Here is a 16,489-nt window from a genome sequence, read left to right on the forward strand (position 1 = left end):
CGTTTGGGATGTGTGACGTCGCGACGAGGTGTACAGGTATGACAAAGGCGTGCCCCGCCAGGTACCGCCCGATGACCGCCCTCGCGAGCGGAACATTAGACTCGACAGACCAGCAAGCAACTGCAAGGAGGCACGGGTGCTGCTGCCCCGCATCAAGGGACCGCGCGATCTGGACCGGCTCAGCCAGGAGGAGCTCAACCAGCTCGCGGCCGAGATCAGGTCCTTCCTCGTCGACGCCGTCTCCAAGACCGGCGGGCACCTCGGCCCCAACCTCGGCGTGGTCGAACTGACGATCGCCCTGCACCGGGTCTTCGAATCGCCCAAGGACAAGGTCCTCTTCGACACCGGCCACCAGGCCTACGTCCACAAGCTGCTCACCGGCCGCCAGGACTTCACGGACCTGCGCGCCAAGGGCGGCCTGTCCGGCTACCCCTCGCGCGCAGAGTCCGACCACGACGTGATCGAGAACTCGCACGCCTCCACGGTGCTGGGCTGGGCCGACGGCCTCGCCAAGGCCAACGAGGTGCTCGGCCGCGAGGACCACCACGTCGCCGCCGTCATCGGCGACGGCGCCCTCACCGGCGGCATGGCCTGGGAGGCGCTGAACAACATCGCGGCCGCCAAGGACCGCCCGCTCGTCATCGTCGTCAACGACAACGAGCGCTCGTACGGCCCCACCATCGGCGGCCTCGCGAACCACCTGGCCACCCTGCGCACCACGGACGGCTACGAGCGCTTCCTGGCCCGCGGCAAGGAGATCCTGGAGCGCACCCCCGTCGTCGGGAAGCCGCTCTTCGAGACCCTGCACGGCGCCAAGAAGGGCCTCAAGGACTTCATCGCCCCCCAGGGCATGTTCGAGGACCTGGGCCTGAAGTACATCGGCCCCATCGACGGCCACGACATCGAGGCCCTGGAGTCCGCGCTCCAGCGCGCCAAGCGCTTCAGCGGTCCGGTCATCGTGCACTGCCTCACCCAGAAGGGCCGCGGCTACACGCACGCCGAGCAGGACGAGGCCGACCGCTTCCACGGCATCGGCCCGATCCACCCCGACACCGGGCTCCCGGTCAAGACCGCCGCCGCCAGCTGGACCTCCGTCTTCGCCGACGAGATGGTCAAGCTCGGCCACGAGCGCGAGGACATCGTCGGCATCACCGCGGCCATGCTCCACCCGGTCGGCCTCAAGAAGTTCGCGGACACCTTCCCGGACCGCATCTACGACGTCGGCATCGCCGAGCAGCACGCGGCCACCTCGGCCGCCGGCCTCGCCACCGGCGGCGTCCACCCCGTCTTCGCGGTCTACGCCACCTTCCTCAACCGCGCCTTCGACCAGGTCCTGATGGACGTGGCCCTGCACAAGTGCGGGGTCACCTTCGTCCTGGACCGCGCCGGCGTCACCGGCGACGACGGCGCCTCCCACAACGGCATGTGGGACATGTCCATCCTCCAGGTCGTCCCCGGCCTGCGCCTGGCCGCCCCGCGCGACGCGGAGCAGCTGCGCGCCCAGCTGCGCGAGGCCGTCGAGGTCAAGGACGCCCCGACCGTCGTGCGCTACTCCAAGGGCGTCGTCGGCCCGGCCGTCCCGGCCGTCGGCCGGATCGGCGGCATGGACGTCCTGCGCACCCCGGCCCCCGAGGTCACCCGACCGGACGTACTCCTCGTCTCCGTCGGCGCGCTCGCCCCGATGTGCCTGGAGATCGCCGGCCTCCTCGACAAGCAGGGCATCTCCACCACCGTCGTCGACCCCCGCTGGGTCAAGCCGGTGGACGAGGCGCTCGCCCCGCTCGCCGAGCGCCACCGGGTGGTCGTCACCGTCGAGGACAACGGCCGCACCGGCGGTGTGGGCGCCGCGGTCTCCCAGGCCCTGCGCGACGCCGGCGTCGACGTACCGCTGCGTGACTTCGGCATCCCGCAGCGCTTCCTCGACCACGCGCAGCGCAAGGAGATCATGGCCGAGATCGGGCTGACCGCCCCGGACATCGCCCGCCAGGTCACCGGTCTCGTCGCCAAGCTTGACGGGCGCTTCGAGAGCGAGCCTGCCGCCGCCGTCGACTAGCCGCAACGGGCCGGATCGCGCGGTTGCACGTCACGGGCCGGGAGATCACCCTTGAAGGGTGGGCCTCCCGGCCCGTTCGCGTACTTCTTGGGAGGTGCGTCGGTGAGCACGGATCAGAACAGCCCGTTCCGTACCAAGACGGTGGAACAGTCCATCCGTGACACGGAGGAGCCGGAGCACGCGCTCCGCAAATCGCTCTCCGCCTGGGACCTGACGGTCTTCGGTGTCGGCGTCATCATCGGCACCGGCATCTTCGTCCTCACGGGCATCGCGGCCCGCAACAACGCCGGCCCCGCCACCGCGCTCTCCTTCGTGGTGTCGGGCGTCGTCTGCGCCCTCGCGGCCCTCTGCTACGCCGAGTTCGCGTCCACCGTCCCGGTGGCCGGATCGGCGTACACGTTCGCGTACGCCTCGATCGGCGAGCTGCCGGCCTGGATCATCGGCTGGGACCTGGTCCTCGAATTCGCGCTCGGCACGGCCGTCGTGGCCGTCGGGTGGTCCGGGTACGTACGCCACCTCATGCACACGAACCTCGGCTGGGACATGCCCGTGGCGCTGTCCGGACCCGATGCGGGCGGCACCTTCGACCTGATGGCCTTCCTGCTGGTCATCGTCCTGACCGCGATCCTCGTCGTCGGCACGAAGCTGTCGGCCCGGATCACCGCGGTCGTCGTCGCCATCAAGGTCTTCGTGGTCCTGCTGGTCATCGTCGCGGGCCTGTTCTTCATCAAGGCCGACAACTACTCGCCGTTCATCCCCCCGGCGAAGCCGCAGGAGGGAGGCAGCGGCTGGACGGCACCACTGGTCCAGCTGCTGTTCGGGTACGAGCCCACCAACTTCGGCGTCATGGGCATCTTCACCGCTGCATCCCTGGTCTTCTTCGCCTTCATCGGCTTCGACGTCGTGGCCACCGCGGCGGAGGAGACCAAGAACCCGCAACGGGACATGCCGCGCGGCATCCTCGGCTCGCTGCTGATCTGCACGCTGTTGTACGTCGCCGTGACCATCGTCGTCACCGGCATGCAGTACTACGCGGAGATGTCGCCGACCGCGCCGCTCGCCGAGGCCTTCAAGTCCGTGAACCAGCCGTTCTTCTCCGGCGCCATCAGCCTCGGGGCGGCCGTCGGCCTGATCACGGTCAGCATGATCCTGCTGCTGGGCCAGACGCGCGTGTTCTTCGCGATGAGCCGTGACGGACTGCTGCCGCGCGTCTTCTCCGTCACCCACCCCAAGTACCGCACCCCCTACCGGGCCACGCTGCTCCTCGGCGGGATCATCGCGGTCATCGCGGGGTTCACCAGCCTGGCGAAGCTCGCCGAACTGGTCAACATCGGCACCCTGTTCGCCTTCGTCATCGTGGCGCTCGGCGTGATCATCCTCCGCAGGACCCGCCCCGACCTGCACCGGTCCTTCCGCACCCCGTGGGTGCCGGTGATCCCGATCCTGTCGATGGCGGCCTCGCTCTGGCTGATGCTCAACCTGCCGGCCGAGACCTGGCTGCGCTTCGGGATCTGGATGCTGATCGGCCTCGTCGTCTACTTCGCCTACGGCAGGCGCAAGAGCCGCCTCGCGCAGGTCGGCCAGGACGCCAAGTACTAGGACGAGGACGGGGACGGCCCGGGCGTGCGGGACTTGGCGCCCGGGCCGCCGCCCTTGGCGGGGGAGTCCTTCGCCGAGGCGGGCACCTTCCGGTCGTTGCGCAGGGCCTCCCACAGCTGGGAGGCCTGCTCCTGTGCGACCACGACCCGGTTCGGGTCCACCTTGTCGTAGGCCACCGGCAGCATGATGGTCTCCATCGTGGACGGGTCCACGCCCTGCAGGCTCCGCGCGAAGTCGGACAGCGCGGTGAGCGAGGCCAGGTCGGAGTCGGTGGTCAGCGACTTGGTTCCGGCGTCGGCGAGCTTGTAGAGCCGGGCCGGATTGCCGAGGGCGTCCTGCTTCTTGATCTCGGACAGCATCGCCAGCATGAACTGCTGCTGAAGGCCTATGCGTCCGAGGTCGCTGCCGTCCCCGTAGCCGTAGCGGGTCCGTACGAACTTCAGCGAGTCGGTGCCGTTCAGGCGGTGCGTCCCCGCGTCCAGCTTGAGGCCGCCCTTCGCGCCGGTCATCGGCTGGTCGAGGGTGACGGTGACCCCGCCCAGGGCGTCGACGAGGTCCTTGAAGCCGGCGAAGTCCACCTCGACGAAGTGGTCCACGCGGATCCCGGACAGCTGCTCCACCGTCTTGACCACGCAGGCCGGACCGGCCAGCGAGTAGACGGAGTTGAACATGACCCGGCGGGCCTCGGGGACCGTGGCGCCGTCCCCGTCCTTGCACTCGGGCCGGGTGACCAGGGTGTCGCGCGGGATGCTCACCGCGGTGGCCCTGGACCGGCCCTCGGGTATGTGCACCAGCATCGCGGTGTCGGAGCGGGCGCCGCTGACGTCGCCGTGGTCGAGCTCGCCGTTGGCCCCGGCCCGCGAGTCGGAGCCGAGGACCAGGACGTTCTGCGCGTTCTGGACGACCTTCGGCGGCCGGTTGTCGGTGCCGATGGCCTCGTCCAGGTCCACGCTGTCGATGTTCCCGCTGAGGTGGCCGTAGACCCACCAGCCGGACCCCGCCGCGCCGAGGACCACCACGGCCGCCGTCCAGGCGAGGCCCCGCCGGATCCGGGAGGCGCGGGAACGGGGCGGCTTCGTGGTGGCGGTGGAGTCTGAAGTCACGGGCTACAACATAGACGCAGGGGGCCGCCCGGGAGCCCCGGGGTATCCTGAATCTGTTCGAACGACGAAGCGGAAGGGTTGCTGCGGTTCCATGGCGACGCGATCCCGGCGCGGTTCGGACAGGTCCCCCGGGCAGACCTCCGCAGCCACCCGCACCCCCGGGCCCGGCCGGAACGCCGCCGCGCTGGGCCCCCTGACCGGCCGTTGGCTCCTCATCGGCAAGGACGGCCGGCTCACCGCCTATGCCCGTGCCGGGGACGGCGTGCTCCGCTGGACCGAGACCGCCCCCGGCGGCCCCGGCTGGACGGGCCCCGACCTGCTGCCCGCGGACGGCCTGACCGACCTCGCGGTGGGCCAGGGGCCGGACGGGTACGCCCACTTCGCGGGCCGGCGCCGCACCGGGAGCGGGGACGCCGCGACGGTCACCTACCACCACGCGGTGCAGTACCAGAGCGGCCGCCCGATGGGCCCCTGGCAATCCCTCGGCACCCTCTACCAGCGGGCCGGGATGTCGCACCGAGGCGGTCCGCCCGCCGTGGCGGTCGACGCCCGGGGCACGCCCCACCTCTTCGTCCGCAACGCGGGCCGCGGAGTCCACGTCAGGCGCCAGGACGGCAGGGGCGACTGGCAGCCCTGGGAGGACCTGCGGGGCAGCAAGGCCTTCGAGGGCATCACCGCCGACTCCACCGCCGACGGCCGCATCTGGCTCACGGCGCCCGGCGAGAAGGGCCTCTCCCGCTGGACCCAGAACACGCCCGGCGGCCCCGTGGAGCGGGCCGAGGACGTCCCGTACGCCGCCCAGGACGGCTCGGCGCGCACCCTGGAGACGTCCCCGGGCCGGGTCACCCACTTCTGGCACGCGGCCGACGGGAGCGGGGTGTTCGCCTGCCGGGAGGGCGCCGGGGTCCTCGCGCTCGGCGGCGGGCCGGGCACCGGCGCGGTCGCGGCCGTCCGCGCGCTGGTCGACGGCTACGACTGCACGGTGCTGGCCCACCGGGGCGTCAACGGGCGTACCGCCCTCGCCGCGTACCCCACGGAACACGAGGCGGCGGGGCTGTGGTGGACCGAGATCGGCGAGGAGGGGCCGGGCTCCCCGGCGCTCGCCCTCGACGCCCGCGGGCTGCTCGTCATCGCCTGCGTCAGCGCCCGGGGGGAGCTGCTGGTCAGCCGGCAGAAGGACAACTCCGGGCTGTCACTGGGCCGCTGGCAGCGCCTGTGACGGCTCGGGCCGCCGCTGGCCCTGCGGCGGGATCCTCGTCAGGTTGTGCCGGTCCACCGCCAGCGCCGATATCCGCCGCAGGAAGTCCACCGACCGCTCCGCGGTGTCCGGGGTGATCCAGGCGTCGTCGATGTCGCACAGCTCCACCCGCACGGGCGAGCCGCCCAGCACGATGGGCAGGGTGTAGGCGATGGTGGACGCGAAGGTCAGCAGGGACCGGCCGATGGGCTCGGTGAGCGCGGTCAGTTCGAGCGGCAGCTCGGGGTGCACGATCTCCATGCCGGTGAGTGCGGCGATCCGCTCCAGCTTGGGACCGCTCTCCCTGCGGTGCGCGAAGTAGCGGCCGGCCGCCCGGTGGCGGGCGATCCAGCCGACCGCGTCGACGTACCGGTCCTCGTCGACGACCCCGGTCTCCACCAGGGAGCTGCCCGCCAGGTCGGCCCCGGAGCGTACCCGCACCGGACCGAACGTGGCGCGGCTCCAGGCGTAGTCGTTGGGCCGGACCTCGGTGCCGGGCGGCGCGGTGACCGGCATGCAGGTGAAGAAGACGGCGCGCTCCAGCTCCTCCCGGGCCAGCCAGCGGTTGACCGGGCCGCCCTTGGCGGAGGGCTTGAGCTCGCCCTGGTGCCAGCGGGTCAGCTGCCCGCCGTTGGTCAGCAGGCTGACCAGCTCGGTGGTGGCGGTGCCGTCGTCCACGACGACCACCTCGCGGGCCTTGGAGCGGGGCAGCAGCAGCTGGATCGTCCGGGAGAACAGGTCGCCGATCACCAGCCGCCGGGCGGCCGCGACCGCGCGGCCGAGGCGGACGAGTTCCCCGGCCCGCCCCAGATAGCCGGCGCGGACCTCGTAGCGCCGCCAGACCACCTTGGACTGGGAGGCGAACCGGCACAGCCGGCGGACCTGCGCGCGCGAACGCGGGTCCACCGGCTGGAGGACGGCGATGGTGAGGGACGCTGCCTCGCCCGGGTGGACGTACGCCCACTCCAGGACGTTCAGTAGTTGAGCCGGGCTCTCCACCAGGGCGAGGGTTTCGCTCATGCCGAGGCCGTCACGCCCTCGGCGGGGAGGGTGCCCTGGATGCGGCGGAGCTTCTTCATCGGCCCGAGCTCGGAGGCGTAGACGCGCTTGACGCCGTCGCCGAGGGCGGTCTCGATGGTGCGGATGTCGCGGACCAGGCGGGCCAGGCCCCCCGGCTCGACGGAGGCGGCCTGGTCGGAGCCCCACATGGCGCGGTCCAGGGTGATGTGCCGTTCCACGGCGCAGGCGCCGAGGGCGACGGCGGCGACGGTGGTCTGCAGGCCCGTCTCGTGGCCGGAGTAGCCGATGGGGACGTTGGGGTACTCCTCCTGGAGCGTGTTGATGACGCGCAGGTTGAGCTCCTCGGCCTTGGCCGGGTACGTCGAGGTGGCGTGCAGCAGGACGACGTTCGCGCTGCCCAGCACCTCCACGGCGTGCCGGATCTGCTGCGGGGTGGACATGCCGGTGGACAGGATGACCGTCTTGCCGGTGGCGCGCAGGGCGAGCAGCAGCTCGTCGTCGGTCAGCGAGGCGGAGGCCACCTTGTGGGCCGGGACGTCGAACTTCTCCAGGAAGGTCACGGCCTCGGTGTCCCACGGGGAGGCGAACCAGGCGATGCCGCGCTCGGCGCAGTGCTCGCCGATGGCCCGGTACTCGTCCTCGCCGAACTCGACGCGGTGGCGGTAGTCGATGTACGTCATCCGGCCCCAGGGGGTGTCCCGCTCGATGCCCCACTGGTCGCGCGGCGTGCATATCTCGGGGGTGCGCTTTTGGAACTTGACGGCGTCGCAGCCCGCGTCGGCGGCCGCGTCGATCAGCGCGAGGGCGTTGGCGAGCTCACCGTTGTGGTTGATCCCGATCTCGCCGATCACGTAGGTGGGCCGGCCGGGGCCGACCTCCTTGTTCCCGATCCGGCGGATTCGGCTGCTGTGCACCACTGTTCAGAGTTCCTTTCCGGGGTACTGCGAGGGGTTTCGCGAGGGGACCGGCGACGGCGTGGCCGCCGGGGTCCGCGGGGCGTCGAGGAGGGGGGCCAGGGCCCGGGCCCGGGCGAGGTCGCCGGGCTCGTCGATCTCGACGGCCCGCTCGGGGGCGGTGGGGACGAGCTGGGTCCGGCCGAAGAAGCGGTGGCCGTGCCGGCGGAAGCCTTCGGCGCGCATGGCGTAGACGGCGCCCGACTCCAGGTACTCGGGGGTGCGGTCCTGGCGGCGCAGGCGTACGGAGCTGTCGTGGTTGATCCCGTGCGCGTGGTGGCCGGGCTGTGCCCCGGCGGGCCCGGTGCCCCAGAGGAAGCCGTGGAAGGGCACGGCGGTGAAGGCCGAGTCGGCGCCGTCGCGCAGCACGGCCAGGACGGTCTCCTCGACCTCCTCCGGGGTGGTGAAGGGGCTCGTGCACTGCACGAAGACGAGGACGTCCACCGGCTCGCAGTGACGTTCCTCCAGCACGTCCAGGGCGTGCAGCAGAGCGGACTCGCTGGACGCCCGGTCCGAGCCCAGCTCCGCCGGCCGGTCGACGACCTCCGCGCCCGCCGCGACGGCGGCGCGGGCGATCGACGCGTCGTCAGTGGAGACCACCACCCGGCCGACGTGGGCGGCGCCCCGGCAGGCGAGCACGGCCCGGGCGACGAGGGGTACCCCGCCGACCTCGGCGGTGTTCTTGCCGGGGATGCCCTTGGAGCCGCCCCGGGCGGGTATGACGGCGGTGACGTTCACGAGGCTTCCCCCTGGGGTGCCGGTACGACGGGGGCGGTCACACGCCGCCCCACTGCTGGATCTTCGGGGCCACGCGCTGGACCCCGAACTGGTAGGCGACCTTGAGCACGCGGCGGGAGGTGCGCCGCATGGGGCCGCTCGGGCGTCGGGCGGCGGCCGCCGCGCCGGGGGAGCCGTCCGGGTTCAGCCCCCGGCGGCGCAGCAGCGCCCCCACGTATTCGGGTGCGCTGTCGGCCGTGTAGTACGGGGATATCGGCGGCAGCGCGGTGCCGCGCAACTGCTCGATGCGGCGGCGCAGTTCCCCGTACGGATTCACCGCGCGGATTCCCTGGTCGGCCGTCCAGGATTCGTCCGCGAGCGGGGCGGCGCCCTCGTCTATCGCGGTCCAGTCGGTGACGCATCCGGAACCGGTGAAATAGTGGTTTCCGTGGACTTCCCGGACTCCGAGGTCGCTGAGGATCGCGGTCGGCATTCCCCGGTGCATCGATTCCAGGGCGGCCGTGGAACTGACCGTCACGAGCAGGTCCGTGCGGTCGAGAGTGTCCGACATGTTCCCGTAGACGAAATGCAGATTCGGCGGCAGCGGCTCTTCCAGCTGTTCCGCGAGCACCTGGTAGTGGAAGGCCTCCACATGGGTGGTCGCCTCACCGGGCCTGCTGCGGAGTTTGACCAGTACGTCGCGTCCCGGGCGCAGCCGCGCATGGGATATCGCGCGGCGCAGCAGGTAAAGGCGGCCGCCGCGGTCGGCGGGCACCGACGGCTGGACGGCGAAGCACACCGTATAGGGGTGGGCCGCGTGCGTGCGGTTCGCGTCGTAAGGCCTCTGGTCGAGGAAGGGGAGCGCCGTCTGGACGATGCAGGAAACGGGAATTCCGAGCGGCTCGTACACCTCGGTGAATCGGCGCCGGTCGAACGGACTGTTGGCGAGGACGATGTCGGCGCCGGCCCGCAGCAGGAGGCCGTCGGCCATCTTCTCGTAGACGACGCCCACGTAACCCGTCATCAGTACCGGCCGCCGCGGCGCCCCGGCGAACCGGCGGGCGAGCGCGTGCAGGGCGGCGTGGGTGGCGCCGCCGACCGTGCCCAGGATGATCAGATCCGCTCCGTCGAGTTCCGGTGCCGCCGCGAAACCGGCGAGCGTGGCCTCGGTGATCGAGGCGGGGGTGATGCCGACCTCCGCCAGCTGGCGCGCCGTCGGCGTGCTGCGGCCGCGCAGCATGTGGGCGTGCACCTCGCTGCCCGGTGCCAGGCCCACGGCCAGCCCCGCGCCCCATTTCCAGCGGGTGTCGGAGTCTGCGAGCACGTGGATGCGCACTTGGTGATTCCCGGTCGGTCGGCGGAGCCCAACTGCCGTCGGCGTGCCCGCGGCCGGCGCGGGCCAGGGGCGGGACTGCCGCCGGGCCCCATAGACCCTACATGCTCACCTGAGCCTTATGTGTCACGGAAAGGCTTCGACGGCCGGGGGAGTTGTACGTCACACCCGGAGGATCCGGGTGCCTCTCCGGGCGCTCCTATCATGATGTCCGGTCCGTCCGTGCGGCTCCGGCGGACGTGTGTGGGCAAGGGGGAGAAGGTGAGTGCTCCGGTGGTGACCCTTTCGGTAATCGTCGCGATGTGTGACGTCCGGGAGTTCTGCCGGACGGCGCTCAAGTCCTTGGCGCTCAATGCCCGGGAGGACTTCGAGTTCATCGTCGTGGACGACTGCTCCGTCGACGGCACGTCGGAGATACTGCGGGAGATGGTCCCCGGGATTCCCGGCGCCGTACTGATCCGCAACGAGCGGAACCTCGGCATTTCGGCCACCCGCAACATCGGCCTGGCCGCCGCCCGCGGCCGTTTCTTCACCTTCCTCGACGGCGACGACTGGTACGCCCCCGGATATCTCGCGCAACTGGTCGGCTGGATGAGCGAGTCCGGTGTGGATTTCCTGCGCACCGGCCACGTCCGCGTGTACGGAAGAAAGCGGAAGATCGTCATGGCGCCGCTCGCGCCGAGGGCCCTCCCGCTCGATCCCGCCGACTACATAGGCCCCGTCGACGCCTCCACCTTCATGGACTACCCGCAGTCCTGGGCCGGCATCTACGACCGTGAACGGCTGCGGCAGGCCGACGCCCTCTTCTTCGACGAGAGCCTGCGCACCGCCGAGGACCGCCCCTGGTTCTACAAGCTGCACCTGCGGATGCGGTCCTTCGGAGTGGTCGACCTCCACGGCGTCTTCTACCGCCGCGACGTGTCCACTTCCCTCACCAAGGTCCCCGACGAACGGCAGCTGGACTTCCTCCCCGCCTTCCGGATGATTTTCGACGAGCTCTCCCACCACCCGCGCGGATACGAACTGTCCTTCAAGGCCATGCGGACCCTGTGCGCGCTCATCGTCATCCACCTGGGCCGCGAGGAGCAGTACGAGGAACTCACCCGGGACCTGCTGCGCGCACGCGGCGCGCAGATCCTCTTCGACCTCCCCCAGGACATCCTGGAAGGAACCCTGGCGGGAATGGACTCCGCACGCGTGACCAAGCTCAGGGAACTCATGTCGCAGCACCAGGGCGCCGCCGCCCGATGACCCGGATATTCGCCGCCTCCACCCTCTACGGCGCCATGACGGTGGCCGCCGCCATCGACGCCGGGCAGTTCGGCCGGGACGACCGCGAGCGGGTCCTGCTCGTCTGCAACAACGTCGACATCCCCGAAGTCGCCACCCCGCTGCACCACATGCCCGGCGCCGCCGCCGTCCTCAGGCGCTTCCACCGGGTCGTCTACTGGAACGACCTCATCTACCCCTTCCACCCCGCGGTGTGGGCCCCCCGCGACGAGGACGCCCCCCTGTGGCGCACCGTCATGGCGGAGAAGATGGCCATCCGGCCCGGGCCCCTGGAACTCGTCGTCGAGTCGATCCAGGTCAAGCCCGCCCAGACGCTCTGCAAGATCTTCTCCGACGCCACCCTCGCCGTGTACGCCGACGGCGTCATGAGCTACGGCCCCACCCGCGACGACCTGCCCCGTCCCCTGCACGGGCGGATCGCCCAGGTCCTCTACCTCGACCTCGTCCCGGCCCTGCTGCCCATGCTCCTCACCGAGTACGGGATCCCCTCGCGGCCCGTGCACACCGGCGCCGTGCTCGAACTGCTGGCGGAGCTCACCGAGGAGTGCCGTCCGATCCTCGACCGGGCGATCCCACGGCAGCTCGCCCGGGGAGGCCCGGGGACCGCGCTCCTCCTCGGCCAGTACCTCTCCCCGCTCGGCATCCTCACCGAGGAGGAGGAAGAGGACCTGCACCGGCGCATGTTCGAGCACGCCGTACGGCTCGGCCACACCGCCGTCGTCTTCAAACCCCACCCCTCCGCCCCCTCCGCCCTCTCCGACGCCCTCGCCGGCGCGGCCCGCGAGGCAGGCGTCCCCTTCCTCGTGCTGGACGTCCCGGTCCTCGCCGAGACCGTCTTCGCGTACCTGCGCCCCGGCCGGGTGATCGGCTGCTTCTCCACCGGCCTGTTCACCGCCCGCGCCCTGTACGGGATCCCCGTCGCCCAGACCGGCGCCCTGGAGGTCGTCCGGCGCATGCGGCCCTACGCCAACAGCAACCGGATCCCCGCCACCCTCACCCACGCCCTGGTCCCCGACCTGGAGGACCCGGCGGCCGCCCCGGTGGACCGGATCCTCGACGCCGAACACGTCCGGACCGAGGTCACCCCGTACGTCCAGGCCGTGGGCTACTGCATGCAGCCCAAGCGGTTCGGCTTCCTGCGCCCGGTGGCCGAGGCGTACATCGCCGCGGCCGTCGACCGGTGGGAGGAGCGCCCCGAGCTGGCCATGCACTTCAACGAACGCACCCGCACCCGCCTGGAACTGCCCGGCCCGCGCACCTGGAAGTGGCGGCGCGGCCTGGGCTGGACCCTGCGCAGCACCGGGGAGCGTCGCGAGCCGGAGGAGGCGCCCGTCACCGACGTCTCGATGAGCGGCTTCGCCTCGCTCGTCGAGGCCAAGGACGACCAGGGCGTCCTGGAGGTCGGCGCGCGCCTGCTCGCCGAGCAGGAGAACCTGGAACTGCTCCTCGGCATGGCCCAGGCCCACATCCGCCGCAAGGAGACCGACCGGGCCAGGCAGCTGATCGAGCGGGCCGCCGAGGTCTGCGCCGACAGCGGGCGCGCCATGGTGTGGCTGCGGATCGCGGAGACCGCCGCCAAGCTGGGCAAGCGCGGCGACGACCTGCGCCTGACGGCGGGGCGGCGGGCGCTCGGCATCAACCCGGACTCGCCGGCGGCCCAGCGCCTGGTCAAGACCGGCCGGCTCGGCCGCCGGTAGCTGGGAGCCGTAGCCGCCACGCGGCGGGCATACGGGGAAGGCATACGGGAAAGGGCCCGTCCGCACCAGGTGCGGACGGGCCCTTCGCGTTGCTGCCCGCGGTGTTACGCCGGGACGCTGGCGACGCCCGGGGCGAGGAACTTCTTGCCGTTCACCCGCTCCGAGACGCCCTCACGGTCCAGGTACGGGGTGATGCCGCCCAGGTGGAAGGGCCAGCCCGCACCGGTGATGAGGCAGAGGTCGATGTCCTGGGCCTCGGCCACGACACCCTCCTCCAGCATCAGGCCGATCTCCTGCGCCACCGCGTCCAGGACGCGGTCGCGGACCTGCTCCTCGGTGAGGACGGAGTCGCCCTGCACCAGGAGGGCGGCGACCTCGGGGTCCAGCTCCGGCTTGAACCCGTTCTCGGCGGAGTAGACGTAGAAGCCGCGCTTGCCGGCCTCGACCACGCGCTTGAGGTTCGGGGAGACGGTGAAGCGCTCCGGGAAGGAACGGTTCAGCGTCTCGGAGACGTGCAGGCCGATCGCCGGGCCGACGAGCTCCAGCAGCACCAGCGGGGACATCGGCAGGCCGAGCGGCTCGATGGCCTTCTCCGCCGTGGCGACCGGGGTGCCCTCGTCGATGACGTTCTGGATCTCGCCCATGAAGCGGGTCAGGATGCGGTTCACGACGAACGCCGGGGCGTCCTTCGTCAGGACCGCGGTCTTCTTCAGCTTCTTGGCGACGCCGAAGGCCGTGGCCAGGGAGGCGTCGTCCGTCTGCTCACCGCGGACGATCTCCAGCAGCGGGAGGATCGCGACCGGGTTGAAGAAGTGGAAGCCGACCACGCGCTCCGGGTGCCGGAGCTTGGAGGCCATCTCCGACACCGACAGCGAGGAGGTGTTGGTGGCGAGGATCGCGTGCGCCGGGGCGACCGCCTCGACCTCCGCGAACACCTTCTGCTTGACGGACATCTCCTCGAACACGGCCTCGATGATGAAGTCCGCGTCCGCGAAGCCCTCGGCCTTGTCCAGGACACCGGTCACCAGGGCGGTCAGGCGGTTGGCCTTGTCCTGGTTGATGCGGCCCTTGCCGAGCAGCTTCTGGATCTCGGCGTGGACGTAGCCCACGCCCTTGTCCACGCGCTCCTGGTCGATGTCGGTGAGGACCACCGGCACCTCCAGGCGGCGCAGGAACAGCAGCGCCAGCTGCGAGGCCATCAGGCCCGCGCCGACGACGCCGACCTTGGTGACCGGACGCGCCAGGGACTTGTCCGGGGCACCGGCCGGGCGCTTGCCGCGCTTCTGGACCAGGTTGAAGGCGTAGATGCCCGAGCGCAGCTCGCCGCCCATGATGAGGTCGGCCAGAGCCTTGTCCTCGGCGTCGAAGCCGGCCTGGAGGTCGCCGTCCTTGGCCGCGGCGATGATCTCCAGCGCGCGGTAGGCGGCCGGAGCGGCGCCGTGCACCTTGGAGTCCGCGATGGAGCGGCCCTTGGCGACGGCCGCGTCCCAGGCCTCGCCGCGGTCGACCTCGGCGCGTACGACCTCGGTCTCGCCCTTGAGGACCTTCGCGGTCCAGATGAGGGACTGCTCCAGGAAGTCGGCGCCCTCGAAGATCGCGTCGGCGATGCCGAGCTCGAAGACCTGCTTGCCCTTCAGCTGTCGGTTCTGGTTGAGCGAGTTCTCGATGATGACCGAGACCGCGCGCTCCGCGCCGATCAGGTTCGGGAGGATGGCGCAGCCGCCCCAGCCCGGAACCAGGCCGAGGAAGACCTCGGGCAGCGAGAAGGCCGGGATGGCCTTCGAGACGGTGCGGTACGAGCAGTGCAGGCCGACCTCGACACCGCCGCCCATCGCCGCGCCGTTGTAGTACGCGAAGGTGGGGACGGCCAGCGCGGAGAGGCGCTTGAAGACGTCGTGGCCGCCCTTGCCGATGGCGAGCGCCTCGTCGTGCTTCTTCAGCAGCTCGACGCCCTTGAGGTCGGCGCCGACCGCGAAGATGAACGGCTTGCCGGTGATGCCCGCGCCGACGATGGAGCCGGCCGCGGCCTCCTGCTCGACCTGGTCGATCGCCGCGTTCAGGTTGGCGAGGGACTGGGGGCCGAAGGTGGTCGGCTTGGTGTGGTCGAAGCCGTTGTCCAGCGTGATGAGGGCGAAGCGCCCGGCGCCGAACGGCAGGTCCAGGTGGCGGACGTGCGCGGACGTGACGACCTCGTCCGGGAACAGCTCGGCCGCACCCTTCAGGAGCTCAGCGGTGGTGCTCACTTGGAGTCTCCCTCGGCGTTGAAGTTCGGGTTCTCCCAGATGACCGTGGCGCCCATGCCGAAGCCGACGCACATGGTGGTCAGGCCGTAGCGGACGTGCGGCTGCTCCTCGAACTGGCGGGCCAGCTGCGTCATCAGGCGGACGCCGGAGGAGGCCAGCGGGTGACCGAAGGCGATGGCGCCGCCGTACTGGTTCACACGGGCGTCGTCGTCGGCGATGCCGTAGTGCTCCAGGAAGGCCAGCACCTGCACGGCGAAGGCCTCGTTGACCTCGAACAGACCGATGTCGTCGATCGTCAGGCCGGCCTGGGCCAGGGCCTTCTCGGTCGCCGGGATCGGGCCGTAACCCATGACCTCCGGCTCCACGCCCGCGAAGGAGTAGGAGACGAGGCGCATCTTGACCGGGAGGTTGTTCTCGCGGGCGAAGTCCTCGGACGCGATGATCGCGGCGGTGGCACCGTCGTTGAGACCGGCGGCGTTGCCCGCGGTGACCCGGCCGTGCGTACGGAAGGGGGTCTTCAGGTTCGCCAGGTTCTCCAGCGTGGTGCCCGGGCGCATCGGCTCGTCGGAGGTGACCAGGCCCCAGCCCGTCTCACCGACCTCCGCGTTGGTGTTGCGCACCGAGATCGGGACCAGGTCCTGCTGGATCTTGCCGTCGGCGTACGCCTTGGCGGCCTTCTCCTGCGAGCGCACGGCGTACTCGTCGGCGCGGAGCTTGGTGATCGTCGGGTACCGGTCGTGCAGGTTCTCGGCGGTCATGCCCATGAACAGGGCGGACTCGTCGACCAGCTTCTCGGAGACGAAGCGCGGGTTCGGGTCGACGCCCTCGCCCATGGGGTGGCGGCCCATGTGCTCGACACCGCCGGCGAGGGCGACGTCGTACGCACCGAAGGCCACACCGCCCGCGACGGCGGTCACGGCGGTCAGCGCGCCGGCGCACATGCGGTCGATGGAGTAGCCCGGGACGGACTGGGGGAGGCCCGCGAGGATGCCGGCCGTGCGGCCCAGCGTCAGGCCCTGGTCGCCGATCTGCGTGGTCGCGGCGATGGCGACCTCGTCGATCTTCTTGGGGTCCAGGTCCGGGTTGCGGCGCAGCAGCTCCCGGATCGCCTTCACGACGAGGTCGTCGGCGCGGGTCTCGTGGTAGATGCCCTTCGGGCCCGCCTTGCCGAACGGGGTGCGGACGCCGTCGACGAAGACGACGTCCCTGACGGTACGAGGCACGTTGGCTCTCCTCCAGGTACG

Annotated in this window: 11 protein-coding genes and 1 pseudogene; 5 read left to right on the forward strand and 7 right to left on the reverse strand. The window is 71.2% G+C overall.

What is annotated here, in order from left to right; genetic code table 11:
• Positions 1-136: 136 nt before the first annotated feature.
• Positions 137-2,053, forward strand: coding sequence for a 1-deoxy-D-xylulose-5-phosphate synthase (gene dxs / locus D1J60_RS27580; RefSeq protein ID WP_125822897.1), 1,917 nt, complete (start codon positions 137-139; stop codon positions 2,051-2,053).
• 102 nt (positions 2,054-2,155) lie between these two features.
• The gene (locus tag D1J60_RS27585; protein ID WP_125822898.1) at positions 2,156-3,652 is read left to right on the forward strand and encodes an amino acid permease; all 1,497 of its coding nucleotides are present in this window, start codon (positions 2,156-2,158) and stop codon (positions 3,650-3,652) included.
• Here the strand turns inward: D1J60_RS27585 and D1J60_RS27590 are convergent.
• Positions 3,649-4,701, reverse strand: a complete 1,053-nt coding sequence (locus tag D1J60_RS27590) for an LCP family protein (protein WP_241253613.1) — start codon at positions 4,699-4,701, stop codon at positions 3,649-3,651. The two genes, D1J60_RS27585 and D1J60_RS27590, sit on opposite strands and share 4 nt — an antisense overlap.
• A gap of 145 nt (positions 4,702-4,846) precedes the next feature.
• Between D1J60_RS27590 and D1J60_RS27595 the strand changes: the two genes are divergently transcribed.
• Complete coding sequence (locus tag D1J60_RS27595) at positions 4,847-5,974, forward strand: hypothetical protein (protein WP_125822900.1); 1,128 nt, start codon at positions 4,847-4,849, stop codon at positions 5,972-5,974.
• Here the strand turns inward: D1J60_RS27595 and D1J60_RS27600 are convergent.
• The 4 genes and pseudogenes from D1J60_RS27600 to D1J60_RS27615 form a co-directional block, all read right to left on the reverse strand.
• Positions 5,948-7,012 carry a hypothetical protein gene (locus tag D1J60_RS27600; RefSeq protein ID WP_125822901.1) on the reverse strand — a complete coding sequence of 355 codons (1,065 nt, stop codon included), beginning with the start codon at positions 7,010-7,012 and terminating at the stop codon, positions 5,948-5,950. The genes D1J60_RS27595 and D1J60_RS27600 overlap by 27 nt on opposite strands.
• On the reverse strand, positions 7,009-7,926 hold the full coding sequence (locus D1J60_RS27605) for an N-acetylneuraminate synthase family protein (RefSeq protein ID WP_125822902.1): 918 nt from the start codon (positions 7,924-7,926) through the stop codon (positions 7,009-7,011). The genes D1J60_RS27600 and D1J60_RS27605 overlap by 4 nt, the downstream gene beginning before the upstream one ends.
• Positions 7,927-8,010: 84 nt before the next feature.
• Positions 8,011-8,703: pseudogene (locus D1J60_RS27610) on the reverse strand (acylneuraminate cytidylyltransferase family protein); the annotation flags it as partial.
• A 37-nt stretch (positions 8,704-8,740) separates the two neighbouring features.
• A complete protein-coding gene (locus tag D1J60_RS27615) occupies positions 8,741-10,018 on the reverse strand; it encodes a DUF6716 putative glycosyltransferase (RefSeq protein WP_125822904.1) in 1,278 nt (425 codons plus the stop codon).
• A 273-nt stretch (positions 10,019-10,291) separates the two neighbouring features.
• On the opposite strand from D1J60_RS27615, the gene D1J60_RS27620 reads away from it, so the two are divergent.
• Both D1J60_RS27620 and D1J60_RS27625 read left to right on the forward strand, forming a co-directional pair.
• Positions 10,292-11,266, forward strand: a complete 975-nt coding sequence (locus D1J60_RS27620; RefSeq protein WP_241253413.1) for a glycosyltransferase family 2 protein — start codon at positions 10,292-10,294, stop codon at positions 11,264-11,266.
• Complete coding sequence (locus tag D1J60_RS27625; RefSeq protein WP_125822905.1) at positions 11,263-13,002, forward strand: polysialyltransferase family glycosyltransferase; 1,740 nt, start codon at positions 11,263-11,265, stop codon at positions 13,000-13,002. The genes D1J60_RS27620 and D1J60_RS27625 overlap by 4 nt, the downstream gene beginning before the upstream one ends.
• 104 nt (positions 13,003-13,106) lie before the next feature.
• On the opposite strand, the gene D1J60_RS27630 is transcribed toward D1J60_RS27625, so the two are convergent.
• Together D1J60_RS27630 and D1J60_RS27635 are read right to left on the reverse strand one after the other, a co-directional pair.
• Positions 13,107-15,245 carry a 3-hydroxyacyl-CoA dehydrogenase NAD-binding domain-containing protein gene (locus tag D1J60_RS27630; RefSeq protein ID WP_125822906.1) on the reverse strand — a complete coding sequence of 713 codons (2,139 nt, stop codon included), beginning with the start codon at positions 15,243-15,245 and terminating at the stop codon, positions 13,107-13,109.
• The gene (locus tag D1J60_RS27635) at positions 15,242-16,468 is read right to left on the reverse strand and encodes an acetyl-CoA C-acyltransferase (RefSeq protein WP_125822907.1); all 1,227 of its coding nucleotides are present in this window, start codon (positions 16,466-16,468) and stop codon (positions 15,242-15,244) included. The genes D1J60_RS27630 and D1J60_RS27635 overlap by 4 nt, the downstream gene beginning before the upstream one ends.
• Positions 16,469-16,489: the final 21 nt, after the last annotated feature.

Source organism: Streptomyces sp. W1SF4 (assembly GCF_003950035.1).
Classification (GTDB): Bacteria; Actinomycetota; Actinomycetes; order Streptomycetales; family Streptomycetaceae; genus Streptomyces; species Streptomyces racemochromogenes.